The organism is Alistipes senegalensis JC50, from assembly GCF_025145645.1.
Lineage (GTDB): Bacteria > Bacteroidota > Bacteroidia > Bacteroidales > Rikenellaceae > Alistipes > Alistipes senegalensis.
On record NZ_CP102252.1, the window covers coordinates 3,527,274 to 3,547,888 of the forward strand.

At 60.5% G+C, this 20,615-nt stretch carries 16 protein-coding genes; 8 read left to right on the forward strand and 8 right to left on the reverse strand.

Annotated elements, in window-relative coordinates; all coding sequences use genetic code 11:
- Window positions 1-94 precede the first annotated feature (94 nt).
- Both NQ519_RS14115 and NQ519_RS14120 read left to right on the forward strand, forming a co-directional pair.
- Window positions 95-796 (forward strand): GIN domain-containing protein, encoded by a 702-nt coding sequence (locus NQ519_RS14115; RefSeq protein ID WP_019150516.1) that lies wholly within the window; start codon window positions 95-97, stop codon window positions 794-796.
- A gap of 13 nt (window positions 797-809) precedes the next feature.
- Window positions 810-3,650 (forward strand): PD-(D/E)XK nuclease family protein, encoded by a 2,841-nt coding sequence (locus NQ519_RS14120; protein WP_026076469.1) that lies wholly within the window; start codon window positions 810-812, stop codon window positions 3,648-3,650.
- Between the two features lie 946 nt (window positions 3,651-4,596).
- Here NQ519_RS14120 and NQ519_RS14125 read toward each other — a convergent pair.
- The 3 genes from NQ519_RS14125 to NQ519_RS14135 form a co-directional block, all read right to left on the reverse strand.
- Entirely contained in the window at window positions 4,597-5,163 is a 567-nt protein-coding gene (locus NQ519_RS14125) for an HAD family hydrolase (protein ID WP_019150513.1), read from the reverse strand.
- An 89-nt stretch (window positions 5,164-5,252) separates the two neighbouring features.
- Entirely contained in the window at window positions 5,253-6,203 is a 951-nt protein-coding gene (locus NQ519_RS14130; protein WP_019150512.1) for a M23 family metallopeptidase, read from the reverse strand.
- A 1-nt stretch (window position 6,204) separates the two neighbouring features.
- Complete coding sequence (locus NQ519_RS14135) at window positions 6,205-7,224, reverse strand: M23 family metallopeptidase (RefSeq protein ID WP_019150511.1); 1,020 nt, start codon at window positions 7,222-7,224, stop codon at window positions 6,205-6,207.
- Window positions 7,225-7,322: 98 nt separating this feature from the next.
- Here NQ519_RS14135 and alaS point away from each other — a divergent pair, with 98 nt between their 5' ends.
- Both alaS and gpmI read left to right on the forward strand, forming a co-directional pair.
- Entirely contained in the window at window positions 7,323-9,944 is a 2,622-nt protein-coding gene (gene alaS / locus NQ519_RS14140) for an alanine--tRNA ligase (protein WP_019150510.1), read from the forward strand.
- Window positions 9,945-9,970: 26 nt separating this feature from the next.
- Complete coding sequence (gene gpmI / locus NQ519_RS14145; protein WP_019150509.1) at window positions 9,971-11,500, forward strand: 2,3-bisphosphoglycerate-independent phosphoglycerate mutase; 1,530 nt, start codon at window positions 9,971-9,973, stop codon at window positions 11,498-11,500.
- Between the two features lie 79 nt (window positions 11,501-11,579).
- On the opposite strand, the gene NQ519_RS14150 is transcribed toward gpmI, so the two are convergent.
- The 5 genes from NQ519_RS14150 to NQ519_RS14170 all read right to left on the reverse strand — a co-directional run bounded on the left by NQ519_RS14150 (window position 11,580) and on the right by NQ519_RS14170 (window position 16,287).
- A complete protein-coding gene (locus NQ519_RS14150; protein ID WP_019150508.1) occupies window positions 11,580-12,974 on the reverse strand; it encodes a hypothetical protein in 1,395 nt (464 codons plus the stop codon).
- Window positions 12,975-13,437: 463 nt separating this feature from the next.
- Complete coding sequence (locus tag NQ519_RS14155) at window positions 13,438-13,953, reverse strand: prolyl-tRNA synthetase associated domain-containing protein (protein ID WP_019150507.1); 516 nt, start codon at window positions 13,951-13,953, stop codon at window positions 13,438-13,440.
- Between the two features lies 1 nt (window position 13,954).
- The gene (locus NQ519_RS14160; RefSeq protein ID WP_019150506.1) at window positions 13,955-14,893 is read right to left on the reverse strand and encodes an NAD(P)-dependent oxidoreductase; all 939 of its coding nucleotides are present in this window, start codon (window positions 14,891-14,893) and stop codon (window positions 13,955-13,957) included.
- A gap of 85 nt (window positions 14,894-14,978) precedes the next feature.
- The gene (locus NQ519_RS14165; protein ID WP_019150505.1) at window positions 14,979-15,704 is read right to left on the reverse strand and encodes a tRNA threonylcarbamoyladenosine dehydratase; all 726 of its coding nucleotides are present in this window, start codon (window positions 15,702-15,704) and stop codon (window positions 14,979-14,981) included.
- Window positions 15,697-16,287 carry a TatD family hydrolase gene (locus NQ519_RS14170; RefSeq protein ID WP_019150504.1) on the reverse strand — a complete coding sequence of 197 codons (591 nt, stop codon included), beginning with the start codon at window positions 16,285-16,287 and terminating at the stop codon, window positions 15,697-15,699. The genes NQ519_RS14165 and NQ519_RS14170 overlap by 8 nt, the downstream gene beginning before the upstream one ends.
- A 318-nt stretch (window positions 16,288-16,605) precedes the next feature.
- On the opposite strand from NQ519_RS14170, the gene NQ519_RS14175 reads away from it, so the two are divergent.
- From NQ519_RS14175 to NQ519_RS14190, 4 genes are read left to right on the forward strand one after another with little or no spacing between them, the layout of a single operon-like run.
- Window positions 16,606-17,961 carry a Na(+)-translocating NADH-quinone reductase subunit A gene (locus tag NQ519_RS14175; protein ID WP_019150503.1) on the forward strand — a complete coding sequence of 452 codons (1,356 nt, stop codon included), beginning with the start codon at window positions 16,606-16,608 and terminating at the stop codon, window positions 17,959-17,961.
- A gap of 20 nt (window positions 17,962-17,981) precedes the next feature.
- Entirely contained in the window at window positions 17,982-19,091 is a 1,110-nt protein-coding gene (gene nqrB, locus NQ519_RS14180) for an NADH:ubiquinone reductase (Na(+)-transporting) subunit B (RefSeq protein ID WP_019150502.1), read from the forward strand.
- A 12-nt stretch (window positions 19,092-19,103) separates the two neighbouring features.
- Window positions 19,104-19,955 carry an NADH:ubiquinone reductase (Na(+)-transporting) subunit C gene (gene nqrC, locus NQ519_RS14185; protein ID WP_019150501.1) on the forward strand — a complete coding sequence of 284 codons (852 nt, stop codon included), beginning with the start codon at window positions 19,104-19,106 and terminating at the stop codon, window positions 19,953-19,955.
- A 1-nt stretch (window position 19,956) separates the two neighbouring features.
- A complete protein-coding gene (locus tag NQ519_RS14190) occupies window positions 19,957-20,604 on the forward strand; it encodes an NADH:ubiquinone reductase (Na(+)-transporting) subunit D (protein ID WP_019150500.1) in 648 nt (215 codons plus the stop codon).
- The last annotated feature ends 11 nt before the right edge of the window (window positions 20,605-20,615 follow it).

A 20,615-nucleotide genomic window follows, 5' to 3' on the forward strand; every position in this document is an offset into this window, starting at 1 on the left:
GTCCGAAATTTCGTTTTAACGGGTAAAAATACAAAACAAATCCCGAACTTCGCAATAATTTTGTAATTTAGCGGAGGTAAAACAAGTCTTTGTTATGAAGAAAATGATTCTGACGGCCGTGATGCTGGCCGCCGCCGCACTCTGCCGCGCACAGCAGCCGGCCGAAACCGGGGAACGCCGCGAATGGCTCACTTCGTTTACCTCCGTCGAGGTGTCGGCGCCGCTCGACATCCGCTTCGTCCCGGTGCCCGACACCGAAGCCCCCAAGATCGTCTACGACACCAAAGGTTCCTATACGACCCGTTTCCGCGCCGAGGTGCGGGACAAGGTGCTGCGCATTTCGGAGCGTGCCGACGCGCGCCGTCCCGACCGCACCTCCGTGACTGTCTATTACAACTCGCTGGAACGCATAGCCATTGCCGATGCTGTGGCGACGTTCGACAGCACGCTGGTGGCCACGGTCCTCGACCTGACCGTGGGCGGCATGGCGCAGGTGACGGCCCGGATGGATGTCAAGGACCTTAAAATGGAGCTTTCGGGCAAGAGTTCGGCGACGCTGACGGGCGATGTGCGCTACCTCTCGTTGTTCGTCTCGACCGGCAGGGTCGAAGCCGCGGAGCTGGAGGTGATGTCCGCCGAAGTCAACGTCACCAGTTCGGGCACCGCGTCGCTGTGGGTGACCGACCGTTTCCAGGGCAAGACCTCGACCGGGGGCAAGATCTCCTACAAGGGCGTTCCGCCGGTCGTGCGCAGCGGCTCGAAATTCATGGGCGGCGACATAACACGGGTCGAGTAATTCAAAATTCATAATCTTGACTTTTCTCCACGAAGTCGCCCGGGACCTTTACGAACGCTACGGCGAGGGGTTGTCCGACCGTGCGCTGCTCTTTCCGTCGCGGCGTGCGCGGCTGTTTTTCGTCGATGCCCTGACCGGAATCGCCGGACGGCCCATGTGGCAGCCGCAATGGGTGACCGTCGATGACCTCATGGCCGAAATCTCGGGCTTGCATACGGGCGACCGCGTGCGGCTCATCACCGAACTCTACAAGATCTATTCGGAGTACCACGCCGAGCCGTTCGACAAATTCTACTTTTGGGGCGACATGCTCCTGACGGATTTCGACACCATCGACAAATACCGGATCGACGCCGCGATGCTGTTCCGCAACATCTCGGAGATCAAGGAGATCGAGGCCGACATCTCGTACCTCACTCCCGCGCAGCTGCAAATCCTGCGCTTCTGGTCGTCGCTGGGCGACGAGGCCGACCTTTCGGCCGAGAAACGCAAGTTCCTGGCCATCTGGAAGACGCTGGGACCCGTCTACCGCCGTTTCCGCGAACGCCTTGCCGAACTGGGCATCGCCTACAACGGCATGGTCCAGCGTGCCGCTGCCGACCGCATCCGCGAGGGCGGGTACGCCTTCCCGGAGCCGAGACGGTATGTCGTGGCGGGTTTCAACGCCTTGTCGGAGTGCGAAAAGGTGCTCTTCCGGTTCCTTTCGACCGCTGCCGAGACCGATTTCTATTGGGATTACGACGCTTACTATAAGGACCGCCCCGAGCAGGAGGCCGGAATGTTCGTGCGCGAGAACGTCGTGCAGTTTCCGCCGCGCGGAGGCGTGTCGCACGACAACATGGAGCGGCCCAAGGAGCTGACCGCCGTGGCCGCGGTGTCGAACGCCGTGCAGTGCAAGCACGCTGCCGCGATCCTGCGCGGACTGGCCGCCGCGGGGCCGCTGGACAAGCGTACCGCCGTAGTGCTGACCGACGAGAATCTGCTCCTGCCGCTGCTGTACGCCCTGCCGCCCGAGATCGGGCGAGTCAACGTCACGATGGGTTATCCGCTGCGGTCGAGCCTGGCCTACACCTTTGTCGAGCGCCTCGTGGAGTTGCAGGCCCACCGCCGCACGAAGGGGGCGGGGTGCACCTTCTACCACGCCGACGCCGTGGGCATCCTCGCGCATCCCTACATCGCGGACTGCGATGCCCGCGAAACCCGTGCGATGCAGGACGAGATCGTGCGCGAACGCCGCATCTCGATAGACGCCCGGTGGCTGGGGCGCAACGAACTGCTGAAACTGGTCTTTTCTCCCGCCGCCGAATGGCGCGAACTTTCGGACTGGCTGCTGAGGGTCACGGCCGCCGTGGCCCGGATGCCCTACGAGGGGGACGACGCCCGGCAGCGGGTGGAGTTTCTGGCCGTGATCGCCGAGGAGCTCACCAAACTGCGCAATTCGCTGGATGAATGCGACATAGAACTGACTCCGGAGGTCTATGCGTCGCTCCTGCGCCGCCACCTGCAAACCCTGCGCATTCCCTACGAGGGCGAACCGCTCGAAGGGGTGCAGATTATGGGTATCCTCGAAACCCGCAACCTCGATTTCGATAACGTCATCCTGCTGTCGATGAACGACGACAACTTCCCGGGCAACCACATGGCCCAGGCGTCGTTCGTGCCCTACAACCTGCGTGCAGCCTACGGGCTTCCCACGCCCGAGCACCACGAGGGCGTCTACGCCTACTATTTCTACCGCCTCGTGCAGCGGGCCCGGCGGGTGTGGATGCTCTACTGCTCGCATGCCGACGACAAATCGACGGGCGAGCCCAGCCGCTACATCTACCAGCTGGATTACGAGAGCGGTTTCCCGGTGAAAAAGGTCGAGGTGGGCGTCGATGTCAACCTCGCCGAGACGGCCCCGATCGAGGTGGCGAAGGACGAGGGGGTGATGCGGCGTCTGGAGCGTTTCACCGACCCCGAATCGAAGGCCACGCTCTCGCCGACGGCATTTTTCCGCTATGTGGCGTGTCCTCTGCGGTTCTATTTTCACTCCGTGGCGCGCCTCGAAGCCGACGACGAGATCTCCGAAGAGGTCGATGCCCCGATGTTCGGAACCATCCTCCATGCCGCGGTGCAGAAACTCTACGCCCGAATCGTGGGGGAGCTGCATCCCGGCGATACCCTGCGGACGATGCTCCGCACGGGCGAGGTGGCTGCGGCGGTCGAGGCGGCGATCAACGAGAATTACCTCCGGGACACGGCGGCCACGGCCGGGGATTACACGGGCAACCTCCTGCTGGTGAAAGACATCGTTACGCGCTACCTGCGGGGCGGGGTGATGCCCTACGACGCCGCGCACGACGCCTTCACGGTCACGGGGCTGGAGCAGGAGGTGGCCTACGGATTCGATTTTGAGTCGGCCGGGCGGCCGCTCCGCATGAAATTCGCCGGCATCGCCGACCGTATCGACGTGCTGGAGGACGGAACCCTGCGCGTGGTCGATTACAAGACCGGGGCGCCGCATCTGGAGTTCGCGGGGGTGGAGAGCCTCTTCCGCGGCGAGGGCAAGCAACGGCTTTCGAATATTCTCCAAACGTTGCTTTACGCCATGATGCTCTACCACACGCGCGGGGCCGATGCCGTGCCGGCGCTCTATTACGTGCGGGCGATGAACCGTCCCGACTACCTGCCGACGCTCGACGACCGCGAAACGGGTCTGCGCGGCGCCGGTTACACGCTCTATGCCGAACGTTTCGAGGAGCTCGTGGGCGAGACCCTCGCCGAATTGTACGATCCCACGGTGCCGTTCCGCCAGTGCGAAGATGCCGACACCTGCAAGTTCTGTGATTTCAATATCATCTGTAAGCGATAGGGTATGGAGCTTTTGCGTCGTCACCCGGTTGCTTCCGGGCGGCGGGTCGCCGCGGGCAATCCCTGCCGGATTATTTGGAAATCAGAAGGCGGAGGACTGCGAAAAAGCGTCCGAATTTTTGGAAAATTCGAAAAACGGAGTTATATTTGCCAAGAGAAGTTCTTTACATATTGTTAATTTGACAAGGCATTTGCTTTTTCTTGTACTCGAAACCTGGAAAATTTCAAACACAGAAAAGCCAAAGTCGATGCCCGTGTTGTTTTTCAGCGCGGGCGGATTCTATGGTTTTCTGTGTGGGCTTTCCAGGGCCTCGGGTACGATCACTGAATTCCGTCCGCGTTTTGTTTGCGCGGGCGAATACGGTGGTTTTCTTGGTGGGCTATCCAGGGCCTCGGGTACGATCACGGAATTCCGTCCGCGTTTTGTTTGCAGCGGGGCGAACGCTTTCCGAAAGCTGATTTTTGGCGGAGGCTGCGGGAATAAACCCTATGGTGACAGCGATATATCCGTAAAGGTATTCTCCGGGCTTCCGCCTTTTTTCCCGGTCAGAGTTTCACCACGAAATACGACGCTCGGCTGGCTACACGTTCTGCGCCGAACGTTTCGGGGAGCTCGTGGGCGAGACCCTCGCCGAATTGTACGATCCCACGGTGCCGTTCCGCCAGTGTGAGGATGCCGATACCTGCAAGTTCTGCGATTTCAATCTGATTTGCAAAAGGTAGTTTTTGCGGCCTGCGGCCGCGGGATTTCATGTACTTTTTTCCGCAAAAAGTACCAAAAACTCCCCGACGGATGCCTTCGCCTGCGACGAACCGTCTAACGCTGGCTCCGGGCGACTATTCGCGGGGGCGCACGCGCCCCGTCCCCTCCGCTCGCGCTTTTAGCCGGTCCGTCGCTTAACGGCTCCGGCATCGAGTCGGGATCGGAGTGCCTCTAAGATTTAAGTCTACAATTTCACCGTGAAATACGACGCTCCGCTGCGGCGCGCCGCCTCGATGCCGATCGGCGAATCCTCGAAGATCAGCGTCTCGCGCGGCGTGCAGCCCTCGCGGCGTATGGCCTCCAGAAAGCAGTCCGGGGCGGGCTTCGCGTGTTCCACGTCGGCGCCCGAGAGAATGCCGTCGAGCCCGCCGCCGATGCCCAGATGGGCGATCACGTTGTCGATATTCTCCCGGCTGCCCGTGGAGACGACCCACACGCGGCCGCCGTCGGCGCGGAACTGCCGGCAGAACTCCCACAGCGGGACGTTCAGACGCACGGTGTCGAAAAACGAGGGGTAGAGGGCGATTTTGCGCAGCCGTATCTGCTCGCGTTCGGCAGCGTCGGCGATCCCCAGCCGGGTCAGGAACTCGTCGCACCGCATGCCGAAATAGTGCGCGGCGTACTCCTCTTCGGTGAGCTTGTAGCCGGCTTCGCCCAGGGCCGCGACATAGGCCAGCGTGTTGGCCCGCCGGGTGTCGGCCAGCGTGCCGTCGAAATCGAGCAGAATAAGGCGGATTTCAGAATTTTCCATTTTTCGGTTTACTATTCGGTCGAAGGCGTGTATCCGGCTATGATTGTTCCAAAGGCTCGTTGCCGCCTGAATCCCGGCTCTTAGCCGGGTTAGTCGAAAGACTGCATGCCCGACTGCGCGATGCGCATCAGGCGTTGGTATTCCGAGGGCGAAAGTTCCATGAAGAAGTAGTGGATCGGGTCTACGCGCATGCCGTCGAGCCGCACCTCGTAGTGGAGGTGGGGGGCCAGCGAGAGACCCGTGTCGCCCGACAGGGCGATGATGTCGCCGCGCCGCACGCTCTGGCCCTTGCGGACGTGGATTTTCGAGAGATGGCCGTACGAAGTTTCGTAGCCGTTGCCGTGGTCGATCACCACGGTCTGCCCCTGCGTCGAGTTGCGCAGCGCCACGTCGCGCACCACGCCGTCGGCCGTGGCGAAGACGCGCGACCCTTCGGGAATGGTGTAATCGACGCCCTGATGCGATTGCAGGGTCTTGTAGAAGGGGTGGATGCGCATGCCGTAGGAGGCTGTGAGCAGTGTCAGCTGCTTGTTGATGACCGGCTGGATCGAGGGGATGTTGTTGCATCCGCTGCCCGCCGAGTCGATGAGACCCTGCAATTCGAGGTAGGTGCCGTTGAGTTCGTCCAGCTGCCTCTCCATCGCCGCGACCCCTTCGCGCAGTTCGCGTTTGAGCTGGCGCGTCGAGCGGCCGATGATCTTCTCGTAGGTCGCCGACTGGCGCCGTTCGGACTCCGAATTGAAGTCGTAGGGCTCCGATTCGAAAAGCGTGCGGAAGACGCTGCGGTCGCGGTCGTTGAGATTGCCGAGGACCATTTGCAGCGAATCGTAACGTTGTGCCAATTCGGTGTATTCGCGGCGCAGGCGGTCGGTCGAGTGTTTGAGCCGGTATTCGAACGGCGTGTCGAAGAAGATCGAGAACCCCAGATAGTAGAGCACCGCCATCCCCAGCCACACGAAAGCGTGGACCGTGGCGCGGATGATGCGCTGCTTGCGGCGTTTGCGCCGGCGGAGCTTTTCGAGATCCTTTTTCCCTGCCATCTTACAGCTTTTCGAAATTGGTTTCGCGCATGTTCTCCATGAGTTGTTCGTACTCTTCGGAGGTCATGTTGCGGTTGAAGTAGTTGATCGGATTGACGGGCACGCCCTTGTGGATCACCTCGTAGTGGAGGTGGGGGCCCGAGGAGATGCCCGTGTTGCCCGTCTCGGCGATGATCTGCCCGCGGACGACCCGTTCGCCCGGCTGCACGAGGATCTTGCTCAGGTGCGCATAGCGGGTCTTGTAGCCGAATTCGTGGTTCAGCAGCACCATGTGCCCGTAGCCGCCGTTGCCGCCGGTGGAGGCCGCCTCCACCACGGCGTCGCCCGTGGCGTAGACCGGCGTGCCGCGGTCGCATCCCAGGTCGATGCCCCTGTGGGGGCGGATATACCCCAGCACGGGGTGCATGCGCCGCATGTTGAAGGCGCCGATGTGGTTGTTGTGCAGGGCGCTGCGCTCGATGGGCCAGATGGCCGGAACGGCCGCCGAAAGCTGCTCCTTGTTTTTCGACAGCTGTTGCAGTTCGTCGAACGACACCGATTCGAGATAGATCGTGCGGGCCAGCGCGTCGAGCTGCCGCCACGTCCCGATCATCAGCGGGGTGTATTCGTCCTCGGCCATCGCGGCGTATTTCGAGTCGGGGTAGGGCTGCCACACCCCCGGGATCGAGAGCGTGTCGGTCGAGAAGAGCGACCGGTAGACGTAGTTGTCGCGGTGGCGTATTTCATCGACCCGCTGCTGGGCGCTGCGGATGCGGTCCTGGAGGATGCGGTACTTGATGACCGTTTCGCGGTTGTCGCGCAGGATGCGGTACATCTTGGGCGTGTAGAAGAAATACGAGAAGACGACGTTGGCGATCGAGACGAGGATGAAACCGATCAGAATCTTGCGGATCAGACGGTAGGTGCGCAGCTGGAACGGGGCCGTCATCACATCGCGCGTGAGTGCCTGCGCTTCGTGCGTCAGCTCCCCCGCGCCGGCCCGCAGCGCCCCGGTATCGAATCCGTGTCCTTTTTGCCCCATCGCGGAAAAAACTCTTTAATAAGATGCAAATTTAGTTTAAAATGTGTAATTTTGCAACCCGAATTGAATAACGGAAAAATAGGATAAATCAATATATCATGGAGTCAAATAAAATTCGTCAGGCTTTTCTCGACTTCTTCGAGTCGAAGGGCCACGTTATCGTGCCTTCGGCCCCGATGGTCGTGAAGGGCGACCCGACGCTGATGTTCACCAACGCGGGCATGAACCAGTTCAAGGACATCTTCCTGGGCAACGCTCCCCGCAAATATCCGCGTGCGGCCGATACGCAGAAATGCCTGCGCGTCTCGGGCAAGCACAACGACCTGGAGGAGGTCGGACACGACACCTACCACCATACGATGTTCGAAATGCTGGGCAACTGGTCCTACGGCGACTACTTCAAGAAGGAGGCGATCGAGTGGGCCTGGGAGCTGCTGCACGACGTGTATAAGCTGCCCGCCGAGCGGATGTACGCCACGGTGTTCGAGGGCTCGGAGGAGGACGGCGTGCCGTTCGACCAGGAGGCTTACGACTACTGGAAACAGTTCCTGCCCGAGGACCACATCATCCGCGGCAACAAGCACGACAACTTCTGGGAGATGGGCGAGACGGGTCCCTGCGGCCCCTGCTCGGAGATTCACTTCGACCTGCGCGACGAGGCGGAAATCGCCCTGAAGCCGGGCCGCGAGATGGTCAACATGAGCCATCCGCAGGTGATCGAGATCTGGAACCTCGTCTTCATGCAGTTCAACCGCAAGGCCAACGGTTCGCTGGAGGAGCTTCCGGCGCGCAACGTCGATACGGGCATGGGCTTCGAGCGCCTGTGCATGATCCTGCAAGGCAAGAAGTCGAACTACGACACCGATGTTTTCCAGCCCACGATCGGCCGTATCGCGGCGATGTCGGGCAAGAAATACGGCGAGGACGCCAAGGCCGACGTGGCCATGCGCGTGATCGCCGACCACCTGCGGGCCATCGCCTTTTCGATCGCCGACGGCCAGCTGCCGTCGAACGTCAAGGCGGGTTACGTCATCCGCCGCATCCTGCGCCGCGCCGTGCGTTACGGTTATACCTACCTCGGCTTCACCGAGCCGACGCTCTGCCGCCTGGTTCCCGGACTGGTGGAGCAGATGGGCGGCCAGTTCCCCGAGCTGAAGGCGCAGCAGGGACTTATCGAGAAGGTTATCGAGGAGGAGGAGGCGTCGTTCCTGCGGACGCTGGCCACGGGCATCAACCTGCTGGACGGCGTCGTCGAGCGCACGCGGAAAGAGGGCCGCGAACTGATCTCCGGCAAGGAGGCTTTCGAGCTTTACGATACGTTCGGCTTCCCGATCGACCTCACGGAGCTGATCGCCCGCGAGCAGGGCGTCGGCGTGGACCTCGCGGCTTTCGAGAAGGAGTTGCAGGCCCAGAAAGAGCGTTCGCGCAACGCCGCGGCCGTCGATACCGACGACTGGGTGGAGCTGATCCCCATCAAGGAGAGCGTCTTCACGGGCTATGACACGCTGACCGAGAAGGTCCGCATCGCCCGCTACCGCCGTGTGACCTCGAAAGGCAAGACTTCGTACCAACTGGTCTTCGACCGCACGCCGTTCTACGGCAATTCGGGCGGTCAGATCGGCGACATCGGCTTCATCGAGAGCGCCAACGAGCGCATTGCGGTCGTGGCCACCGAGAAGGAGAACGGACTCATCATCCATATCGTCAGGGAGCTTCCCGAGAACCCTGCGGCCGAATTCACCGCCCGGGTCGATCCCGAGAAACGGCAGGCTGCGGCCAACAACCACACCGCCACGCACCTCATGCACGAGGCGCTGCGCAAGGTGCTCGGCACGCACGTCGAGCAGAAGGGTTCGATGGTGACGCCCGAGATCCTGCGCTTCGACTTCTCGCATTTCCAGAAGGTTACGCCCGAGGAGCTGCGCGAGGTCGAAAGGCTCGTCAACCGCGCCGTCCGCGCCAACCATCCGCTCGTGGAGAACCGCGAGGCGACCAAGGAGGAGGCCGAGAAATGCGGTGCGATGATGCTCTTCGGCGAGAAATACGGCGACAAGGTCCGCATGGTGCGCTTCGGAACGTCGGTCGAGCTGTGCGGCGGTACGCACACCAGCGCGACGGGCAACATCGGCTTCTTCAAGATCCTTTCCGAGAGCGCCATTTCGGCCGGCGTGCGCCGCATCGAGGCCGTCACGGGCGAGCAGGCCGAGAAGATCATCTACGCCGCCGAGGATACGATGCGCAACGTCGCCGAATACCTCAATAACCCGCAGGTCGTGCAGGCCGTGAAGAAGATGCTCGAAAGCAACGAAACGCTGTCGAAGGAGGTCGAGACCATGCGCCGCGAGCAGGTGGCGCAGTGGGCCGACAAGATCATCGCTTCGACGCCCGAGCGCCACGGCATGCAGATTTTCGCCACGCAGATCGACCGCCGTCCCGATTTCGTGAAAGACCTGGCCTACAACCTGCGCCAGCGCTCTCCGAAGCTGGTTTTCGTCGTCGGTTCCGTCTGGGAGGAGAAGCCGACGCTGACGGTGATGCTGGGCGACGAGATCACGGCTCAGGGCGTGAATGCCGGGGCTGTCGTGCGTGAGGCCGCGAAGCTGATGCAGGGCGGCGGCGGCGGCCAGAACTTCTTTGCGACCGCCGGCGGCAAGAACGCCGACGGATTGCAGGCCGCCATCGACAAGGCCGTGGAGCTGATTTGCAATCAACTCAATTGAGAATTAAAAATTAAAAATCGAAGGATATGAGCAACAACAAGGTTCTTTTAATGATCCTCGACGGCTGGGGAAACGGCCGTCACGACAAGGCGGACGTGATTTCGACCGTCCATCCCGAATACATCTCGGCCATGACTGCGAAATACCCCCATGCCGAACTGCGCACCGACGGCGAGAACGTCGGTCTGCCCGACGGACAGATGGGCAATTCGGAGGTCGGACACCTCAATATCGGCGCCGGCCGCGTCGTCTATCAGGACCTCGTGAAGATCAACCGCGCCTGCCGCGACAATTCGATCATGCAGAATCCCGAGGTGAAGGCCGCGTTCGAATACGCCAAAAAGAACGGCGTGAACGTGCATTTCATGGGCCTCGTGTCGGACGGCGGCGTGCACTCGTCGCTGGAGCACCTTTTCAAGCTCTGCGACATCGCCGCCGAGTATAAGATCGAAAATACCTTCGTGCATTGCTTCATGGACGGCCGCGACACCGACCCGCACAGCGGCAAGGGATTCATCGCCGACCTCGAAAAGCATATGGCCGCATCGACGGGCAAGGTGGCGACGGTGATCGGCCGCTACTACGCTATGGACCGCGACAAACGCTGGGAGCGCGTGAAGGTGGCTTACGACGCGCTGGTGAACGGCGTCGGCGAACATGCGTCGGATATGGTCGCTGCCGTGCAGAAATCCTATGACGAGGGCGTGACGGACGAGTTCATCAAGCCCGTCGTGCACGTCGGTGCCAACGGACAGCCCGTCGGCACGATCCGCCCGAACGATCTGGTGATCTTCTTCAACTACCGCAACGACCGCGCCAAGGAGCTGACGATCGTGCTGACGCAGGAGGATATGACCGCCGAGGGAATGCACACCATGCCGCTCTACTACTGCTGCATGACTCCTTACGACGCCAAGTTCACGGGCCTGCACATTCTCTTCGACAAGGAGAACGTGCCCAACACCATCGGTGAGTACGTTTCGGCGCAGGGCCTCAAGCAGTTGCGCATCGCCGAGACCGAGAAATACGCCCACGTGACGTTCTTCCTGAACGGCGGCCGCGAGGATAAGTTCGCGGGCGAGGAGCGTATCCTCGTCGCTTCGCCCAAGGTGGCGACCTACGACCTCCAGCCCGAGATGTCGGCCCCGGAGGTCGCCGACAAGCTGGTTGCGGCGCTGGGCGAAAAGAAATTCGACTTCATCTGCCTGAATTTCGCCAACGGCGACATGGTGGGCCACACGGGCGTCTACGAGGCCATCGAGAAGGCCGTGAAGGCTGTCGATAAGTGCGTTTCCGAGGTCGTCGAGGCGGCCAAGGCCAACGGCTACGAGGTGGTGATGATCGCCGACCACGGCAACGCCGACAACGCCCTGAATCCCGACGGTACGCCCAATACGGCGCACTCGTTGAATCCCGTGCCCATCGTGGTGGTTTCGGACCGCGTGCAGTCGGTTCACGACGGCATTTTGGCCGACGTGGCTCCCACGGTGCTGAAGCTGATGGGGCTCGAACAGCCTGCCGAAATGACGGGCAAACCGCTGGTGGAGATGAAATAACGCATCCCCGGTATGTGAAAAACGGACGCGGCATTGCCGTGTCCGTTTTTGTTTCCGGGAAGGTCGGTTTACGCGGCGCTCAGTTCAGCGGAATCAATACCGTAACGGGGCGGTTGCTGTCTTGCTCCGAAAAAACGGCGGCTCCCGTTTCGATATTCACGAAACATACGATCTGCTTGCCGTCGGAGTTGCGCACGCCTGTCAGCGTCGCTTCTCCCGATGGAATGTTCTCAGATAAAACGCCCAGTTTGCATCCGGCCAAGGCGAGATCGAAATTCACAACACCGTATTCGAGCGTTTCGATATTGAACCATTCAGCCCCTTCGGAAAAAACTCTCCATGCAAGCCCCTTGTAGGTATTCTCTTTCGTGGGGAAAATCACATGATTGCTTTGGTCCCAGTTCAGAGGGGTAATCTGCGATGTCTGTTTATCCACTACGAGGCATTGCCCCAGAAAGTATGAATCGGCGGCTTCATAGACGGGGAGCAGCCATCCTCGCCAGTTTATACTGACTTTCGATACCCAGTCGATATAGCCGGGGTCGCCCAAATTCGTGGAATAATCGGTTCCGCTGCTGATGGATGCGATCGGTGCGGAAAGCGTATTGCTTCCGGCCCATTTCCCGACATGGTAGTCGTGCAGGGAGACGATGTATTCACGTTGCGGAGAGCCTGCGCGTTCTTCCACTTGAACGGCTTTGATTCCGTCGTCCGTTTTGGTCAGGAAAATTTCTCCCTTGTCGAATAGCGGCATCTGTTCGAAACCTCCGTTGGGATAGAGGAATGTATAACTGTTTCCCATTGACGGCACGACGATCGTCCCGTTGTCCAATGGCCATATTTCGTTGCCTTCGATGCCGACGGCATTGGGATTCACCTGTTTTAGCACGAGATCTTCGTTTTGCATTGTGACTGCCAGCAGATCGCGGCCTTCATGGGGCAGTATGTAAAGGTCTCCGTTGTTGCCGAGTGCCGTTACGGGCGGCTCCGGGATTTCGAAATATTTGCCTGCGGATTGCGGAATGTAGAAGATTTTTCCGTCCGAATTCCGCACGAGAATATGGAAGTAGAACGCATCCGGTTCGTAGTAGGGGCGCATGTCGAAATAGTTCCCCTCTGCCGTTTTGAATTCGCATTGCAGCATCAGCGTGTATGCGCCCGACAGAGAAAACAGGTGCCGGGGCATTACCTGAATGTCATTGCGTACTTTCGTAACCGTGCCGTCTTCGGCTTCGACGCAAGAAAGAACGACGGTAGAGATGTTGCCGTTTTCGTCTATCTTGAACAATCCGACTTCCGACTCGTCGGATTGCGCCCGGGAGGGAGTGCCGGTCAGCGAAAGGTACTTCGCATCGTCGAGTTCCAGTTTTTGCATTTTGATGGTTTTGGAGCGGCCGCCCGATCCCTCGTCGCTGTCTCCGCAAGCCGCAGAAAGCATGGCGACGCTGACTAAACCCAAGATAATTTTTTTCATAAGGTTAATTTTGCTCCTATCCGCACCTCGATAGGCGATACCGGAAAACAGAAAGCGTGGTGCTGAAAACTTATTTCAACTGAACAGGTCTTAGGAAACCTCGAAGATAAAATAAGCAACAGTCCCACGCCTATATCCACGGATGGATACGACGTGAAAGATGTCCGCTTATTCTCTCTTCTGTTGAATTTCCTAAGTTCGTTCAGTGAGAATAAACTTACACTTTCCGTGTTTGTCAATATGTCATTGCAAATATAGAAAACATATCCGGAAAATGCAATCGCCATCTTTTTTCGGGACTGTCGCGTCAACAAATTTCGGCAAAAAGTTCATGACGATCAATATTGACCGAAAATTTTGTTCTTTCAATTTGAGGCAATGGCGGCCTGCCGCTTCGCCCCTTCCGGATGGTACGGGCGGGGCGGCGGAGTGCGGGCGAAAAGCCGGATTGTCCGGGCCCGGGTCAGTAGAGTTCGATGAACTCGTAGGAGTTGCCGACGGCGGCGAGGTAGCGCATGAATTCGTCGTGTTCGATCAGCACCGTCGCGCGGTTGTCGTTGGGGTGGAAGGCGTAACGGGGCCAGTCGCGCATCCGGATGTCGAAAAAGACGTGGACGTGGTGCGCCGGGTCGTTGATCAGCCCGAATGCCGACACCGATCCGGGGCACAGCCCCAGCCAGCGTTCCATCCGCTCGGGCGACGCGAACGACAGTTTGCCCTGATGCAGCCGCTGTTCGAGGTCGCGGATCGCCAGCCGCTGTTCGGCGTCGAAGCATACGAGATAGTGGCGGTCGCCCTTGTGGTTGCGGAAAAAGAGGTTCTTGCAGTGTCTGGCTCCGTCGCCGCGGCAGTATTGCAGGGCGATTTCGCAGGTCGGGGCCTCGGGGTGCTCGTACCACTCGTAGCGGATGCCGCGGGCGTCGAGGAAGTCGAACACCCGCCGGCGCCGTTCGTCGGCCGTGAGGGGTTGTGCGTCCATGTCAGCCTATTTTGTAGAACTCTTTGATATTCCGTGCAATGCACTCCACCAGCACTTCGACCGCCTCGACGGGCGACCAGGCGTTGTGGGGCGAAAGCAGCAGCCGGTCCGGCTCCCGGACCGCGAGCAGCGGGTTGCCCGGTTCGAGGGGTTCGTGCGCGAAAACGTCGAGGCCCGCTCCGGCCAGTTTCCCGGCGTCGAGGGCCGCGGCCAGCGCCGCTTCGTCCACGATGCCGCCGCGGGCGACGTTGACGAGGATGGCCGAGGGCTTCATCAGCGACAGTTCCCGGGCGCCGATCAGTCCGCGCGTGCGGTCGGTCAGCGGGGCGTGGATCGACACCACGTCGGAGCGCCGGAGCAGTTCGTCGAGCGGCAGGGCGGGGTAGGGCTCCTCGCGCACGACGCCCGAGGTGGAGGTATAGGCGACCTCGCATCCCAGCGCTTCGGCGGCACGGGCCACGCTGCGGCCGATGTTGCCCAGTCCGACGATGCCCCATTTCGATCCGTGGAGCTGGTGGGTCGTGCGGCCGAAGTGGTATTGCCGGGACGATCCGGCGTAGGCGCTCTTGACGTAACGGTCGTAATAGACCACCTGCCGCAGCAGTCCGATGGCCGCGCCGATGGTGGTTTCCGTCACGGCGTGGGTCGAATATCCCACGGCGTTCCGGACCGCAATGCCCTGTTCGGCCGCCGCGTCGAGGTCGATGTGGTTCATGCCCGTCGCCGCCGCGCAGATCAGCCGCAGGCGGGGCAGCTGCCGCAGGGTTTCGCGGCGGAAAACCACTTTGTTGGTGATCGCCACGTCGGCTTCGCGGCAGCGTTCGACGACCTCTTCGCGGGCCGTCGTCTCGTAGCCCGTGTAGTTGCCCAGCGCACGGATGGACCCGAGGTCGGCGCCTCCGAGGCTGTATTCGTCCAGAAATACGATGTTCGGTTGCATATCCTTTGTTTTTGTAAGTTTTCGTTGGTAGCGCGGACCTGGTTTCCGAATGCGGATTCGGTCCGCTGCCCCTGAAAGAGGGCTTTTAGCCCTCCAGTTCTCCGATTAAATCCCTGACGACAACCGAGGCGCATCCGATGCCGAACAGCGCCGGGATGTAGGAGATGGTTCCGACGTTCGACTTCTTGTTCTGCTCCTCGCAGAGGATCATCGCTCCCTCGCGCATCGGTTCGGGCGAGAAGACGGCCCGGAAGCCCCGGCGGATGCCGATTTTGTGGAGCCGCTTGCGGAGCATGTGGGCCAGCGGGCAGTGGTGGGTTTTCGAAATGTCGGCGATCTCCAGCTTCGTGGGATCGGTCTTGGCCCCGGCGCCCATCGAGCTCACCAGCGGCAGTCCCCGTTCCAATGCGGCGGCGATCAGCGCCAGTTTGGGCGAGAGGGTGTCGATGGCGTCCACCACGTAGTCGTAGCGCGCGGCGTCGAGCAGCGTGTAGGTCTCCTCGTCCTTGATATATTTATTGACCACCGTGAGTGCGATTTCGGGGTTGATGTCGCGCAGGCGTTCGGCCAGCACCTCGGATTTCGGACGGCCGACGGTGGAGTGCAGCGCCACCAGCTGGCGGTTGATGTTCGTCGCGTTCACCGTGTCGGCGTCGGCCACGGTCATGCGTCCCACGCCCGCCCGGGCGATCATCTCCGCGGCGTAGGCCCCCACGCCGCCCAGTCCGACCACGAGCACGTGGGCGTTTTTCAGGAGCGCGAGTTTCTCCGCGCCCAACAGCAATTCGGTTCTTTCCAGCCAGTTATCCATGCCGAGTTTCGAATATTCGTTCGTAATTAGCCAGCGTCGCCCGTTGCAACACCTCCGTCGGAACGCTCCTCGCTTCGGCCGCCCGGGCGTAGATCTCTTCGATCGGCACGGGGCTGTCGTCGGTCTCCAGAAAGAGCTGCGAAAGGGGCGTTTCGCGCAGCGCCGCAAGCGTTTTGGGCGATGCGAAGGCGCGTTCGCCGAACGAGAGGAAATAGCCTTTCGCCAGGGCCTGCCGCGCCTGCTCGGGCGATCCGATGAATCCGTGGAAGATCACGGCCCGGGGTTCGCACGCCGCCAGTTCGCGCATCAGCGGTTCGAAGGCCCTCACGCAGTGGAGCACCACCGGGAGCTCTCGCTCACGGGCCAGCCGCAGCTGGGCGCGCAGTGCCTCGGTCTGCACCTCGCGCGAGGGGCCGTGCACGAAGTCGAGCCCTGTCTCGCCCACGGCCTGCGCGTCGGAGAGCCGCTCGCCGAGCGTTGCAACGAGCTGCATGTCTGCATCCCACGGATGTACGCCCTCCGTGCGGAGTTCGATTCCCGACCCCGTCGGGCGGTGGGTGTGTATGTTGACGTAGGGAAGCATGGCGACGGCAAATTTAGGAATTTAACGGGAGCATTGCCAATTCGGGGCCAATTTTTTAACGTTCCGGCCGTTCCGGAATCTCGCCGGGGTGCTTCCGGGGGATTCCGAAATCATTTCGAAATGCAATCAATCGAAAGTCTGTTGTTTTGGCCCCGAAAGCAGGACCCGTAAATCTTAATATATTTAAGAAATATTGGTTTGCGCATGGGTGTTTTCAGGAAAAAATTTTGTACTTTCGCACGCGATTAATTGTTAGCCCACTAACAACGCTATGCGGAATACTAATTCCAAACTCATAACCATATCAAAATTTTAACCATGTCGAAAATCATTACACTACGCAAGGGTTTAGACATCAATCTGGTGGGCAAACCCCAGGAGTCGCTCGCGGAAGCGCCGCTGGCTTCGGAGTATGCCCTCTCGCCCCTCGATTTCGAGGGCGTGACTCCCAAGCTGCTGGTTAAGGAGGGCGATAAGGTGAAAGCCGGTACGCCGTTGTTCTTCAACAAGGCCAACGAGCGCATCCTCTTCACGTCGCCCGTCAGCGGCACGGTGGCCGCCGTCAACCGCGGTGAGAAGCGCAAGATTCTCAGCGTGACGGTGACCCCCGACGCCACGCAGGAGTACGAGGAGTTCGCAAAGCCCGACTTGAAATCGGCTTCGCGCGAGCAGATCGTCGAACTGCTGCTCCGGTCGGGCCTCTGGCCGATGATCGTGCAGCGGCCCTACGGCATCATCGCCGATCCCAACGACACGCCGAAAGCGGTCTTCGTCTCCGCGTTCGACTCGGCGCCTCTGGCCCCGGACTACAACTACGTCCTGAAAGCCGAGCAGAAGAACCTTCAGACGGGTATCGACGTGATGCGGAAACTCACGGCCGGCAAGGTGCACCTCTCGGTGCGCGCCAAGGCCGAAGGGCAGATGCCGTCGCTCCGAGGTGCCGAGATGCACACCTTCGCCGGCAAGCATCCCGTCGGCAACGTCGGCGTGCAGATCCACCACATCGACCCCGTGAACAAGGGCGAGGTGGTGTGGACGGTCAACGTGCAGGATCTGGCCATCATCGGCCGCCTGTTCAACGAAGGCCGCGTCGATATGACGAAGATCATCGCCGTGACCGGCTCGGAGATCGAGAAGCCGCAGTACGTCCGCATCGTGGGCGGCGCGAAGGTCGATTCCGTGGTCAAGGGCAACGTGAAGCCGCAGAAAGAGGGCGACAGCATCCGTTTCATCTCGGGCAACGTGCTCACGGGCACCAAGACCTCGCCGGACGGATTCATGGGCTTCTATGCCAACCAGCTGACGGCCATCCCCGAGGGCGACAAATACGAACTGCTGGGCTGGGCGATGCCCCGCTTCAAGAAGTTCTCCGTCTCGCGCGCCTATTTCTCGTGGCTCTGCCCGAAAAAGGCTTACGACCTCGACACCAACATGAACGGCGGCGAGCGTCCGTTCGTCGTGACGGGGCTCTACGAGCAGTATCTGCCGATGGACATCTACCCGATGTATCTCCTGAAGGCGTGCCTTGCGGGCGACATCGACAAGATGGAGAATCTCGGCATCTACGAGGTCACGGAGGAGGATTTCGCGCTGTGCGAGTTCGTCGATCCCTCGAAGATCGAGATCCAGCAGATCATCCGCGACGGTATTAACTTAATGATCAGGGAGGCTTAAAGATGGGACTTCGTAAATTCATGGACAATATCAAGCCCACGTTCTCGAAAGGCGGGAAGCTGGGCTTTCTGGAATCGACGTTCGACGCGTTCGAAACGTTCCTCTTCGTACCCAACACCACGACCCGGAAAGGTGCGCACATCCGCGACTGCAACGACATGAAACGCACGATGATCATGGTCGTCGTGGCGCTGATGCCGGCATTCCTCTTCGGTTGCTACAACACGGGCGTTCAGGTCGGGCTGGAAGGCTTCCAGGCTTTCTTCTACGGACTGGTCCGCGTGCTGCCGATGGTCTGCGTTTCGTATATCGTGGGTCTGGGCATCGAGTTCGGGTTCGCGCAGGCGCGCGGCCACGAGGTCAACGAGGGCTTCCTCGTTTCGGGCCTCCTGATCCCGATGATCTTCCCCGTATCGACCCCGCTCTGGATGGTCGGGCTTTCGACGGCTTTCGCCGTGGTCTTCGGCAAGGAGGTCTTCGGCGGTACGGGCATGAACGTCTTCAACCCCGCGCTGCTGGCCCGCGCCTTCGCGTTCTTCGCCTACACCCCTTCGATGTCGGGCGAAACGGTGTGGTATTCCGACTGGACGATGATGGGTGCGCATGTTGACGGCATCACCGGCGCCACGGCCCTCGAACAGCTCGGCACGACCGGCACGATGGCTTTCTCGCCGTTGGACGCCTTCCTGGGATTCATCCCCGGATCGTTCGGCGAGACCTCGACGCTGGCCATCCTCATCGGCGCCGCCATCCTGCTCTTCACGGGCATCGCCTCGTGGCGCACGATGGTTTCGGTGTTCGCCGGCGGACTGGCGATGGGCTATCTGTTCCAGACGCTCGGCGTGACGGAATATCCCGCCTGGTGGCATCTGATCGTCGGCGGCTTCGCCTTCGGCGCGGTCTTCATGGCCACGGACCCCGTGACCTCGTCGCAGACCAATACCGGCAAGTACATCGTGGGTCTGATGACCGGTGCGCTGGCCGTGCTGATCCGCGTGGTCAACCCGGCCTATCCCGAAGGCATGATGCTTTCGATCCTCTTTATGAACGCGCTGGCTCCGCTGGTCGATTACTACGTGGTCGAGGCCAACGTCGCCCGCCGCAAGAAACGTGTCAAACTCGCAAAATAGGGGAGATAAGTTATGGCAACGAAAAAATTCAAATGCAATGTCTGCGGCTACATCCACGAAGGTGACGCCGCGCCCGCTAACTGCCCTGTCTGCGGAGTTCCCGCCTCGGAATTCACCGAACTGAAGCAGGAGAAAAAGGGGCTGTTCAGCGACAAGAACGGCAATGCCTATATTATTATGTACTCGACGGTGATGGTCGTCGTCGTGGCCGTATTGCTGGCCGTGGCCGCCCTCGCCCTCAAACCCCGTCAGGATGCCAACGACCTGAACGAGAAGAAGCAGAACATCCTCGCGTCGCTCTCGGCACTGGACAAGTCCTACGACGAGTATATCGACGCCTACGTCGTGGACAAGGAGGGCAAGCGGATCGAGGGCGAAGAGGTCTTCGCGCTGCTCAACGACCTGCCGGACACTTTCAAGAAGGGCAAGTTCCCGATCTTCGAGGCCAAGGACGGCCGCGTGGTCATTCCCGTGACGGGCATGGGCCTCTGGGGTCCGGTCTGGGGATACGTCGCCCTGGAGAAGGATATGAACACCGTGGCCGGTATCATCATGGCCCACAAGGGCGAGACTCCGGGCCTCGGCGCCGAGATCGCTACGCCGAAATATCAGGCCAATTTCGTCGGCAAGACGATCTTCGAAGGCGACGAGTTCGTCTCGGTGAAGCTCCGCAAGGGCGGCGCCAAGGACCCCGCGCACGAGGTGGACGCCATCTCGGGCGGTACGAAGACCTCCGACGGCGTGACGGCGATGTTTTACAACAGTCTGGAAAACTACCTGCCCCTGTTGGAGGCCAAGCGTGCGGCCGGAGCGGCCCCCGCGGCAGAAGTGTCTAACGAAGAAAATGTAGAAAACAATGAGTAAGATGGAAAAAGAGCCTTTGTTTTCGGCCAAGAACCTCAAATACCTGACGGGTCCGTTCTCGGCGAACAACCCGGTCATCGTGCAGATCCTCGGTATCTGCTCGGCGCTGGCCGTCACCGTGCAGCTCAAACCCGCTATCGTTATGGCGCTCTCCGTGACGGTCGTTACGGGATTCTCGAACCTCGTGATGTCGCTGCTGCGCAACGGCGTTCCCTCGCGCATCCGCATCATCGTCCAGCTCGTCGTCATCGCCGCGCTGGTGATCCTCGTCGATCAGGTGCTCAAAGCATTCGTTTACGAAGTTTCGAAGCAGCTGTCGGTCTACGTCGGACTGATCATCACCAACTGTATCGTCATGGGCCGCGTCGAGGCTTTCGCGCTGGCCAACAAGCCCTGGGCGTCGTTCCTCGACGGTATCGGCAACGGTCTGGGCTACGGTCTGATTCTGGTGATCGTGGCCTTCTTCCGCGAACTGTTCGGCTCGGGCAGCCTGCTGGGCTTCCGCATCATCCCCGAGAGCTGGTACATGGCCGAAGGCGGTTTCTATTCGAACTGCGGACTGATGCTCTTCCCGCCGATGGCGCTGATCATCGTGGGCTGCATCATCTGGGTGCACCGTTCGCGCAACAAGGACTTACAGGAAAAATAGGAGGATAACGT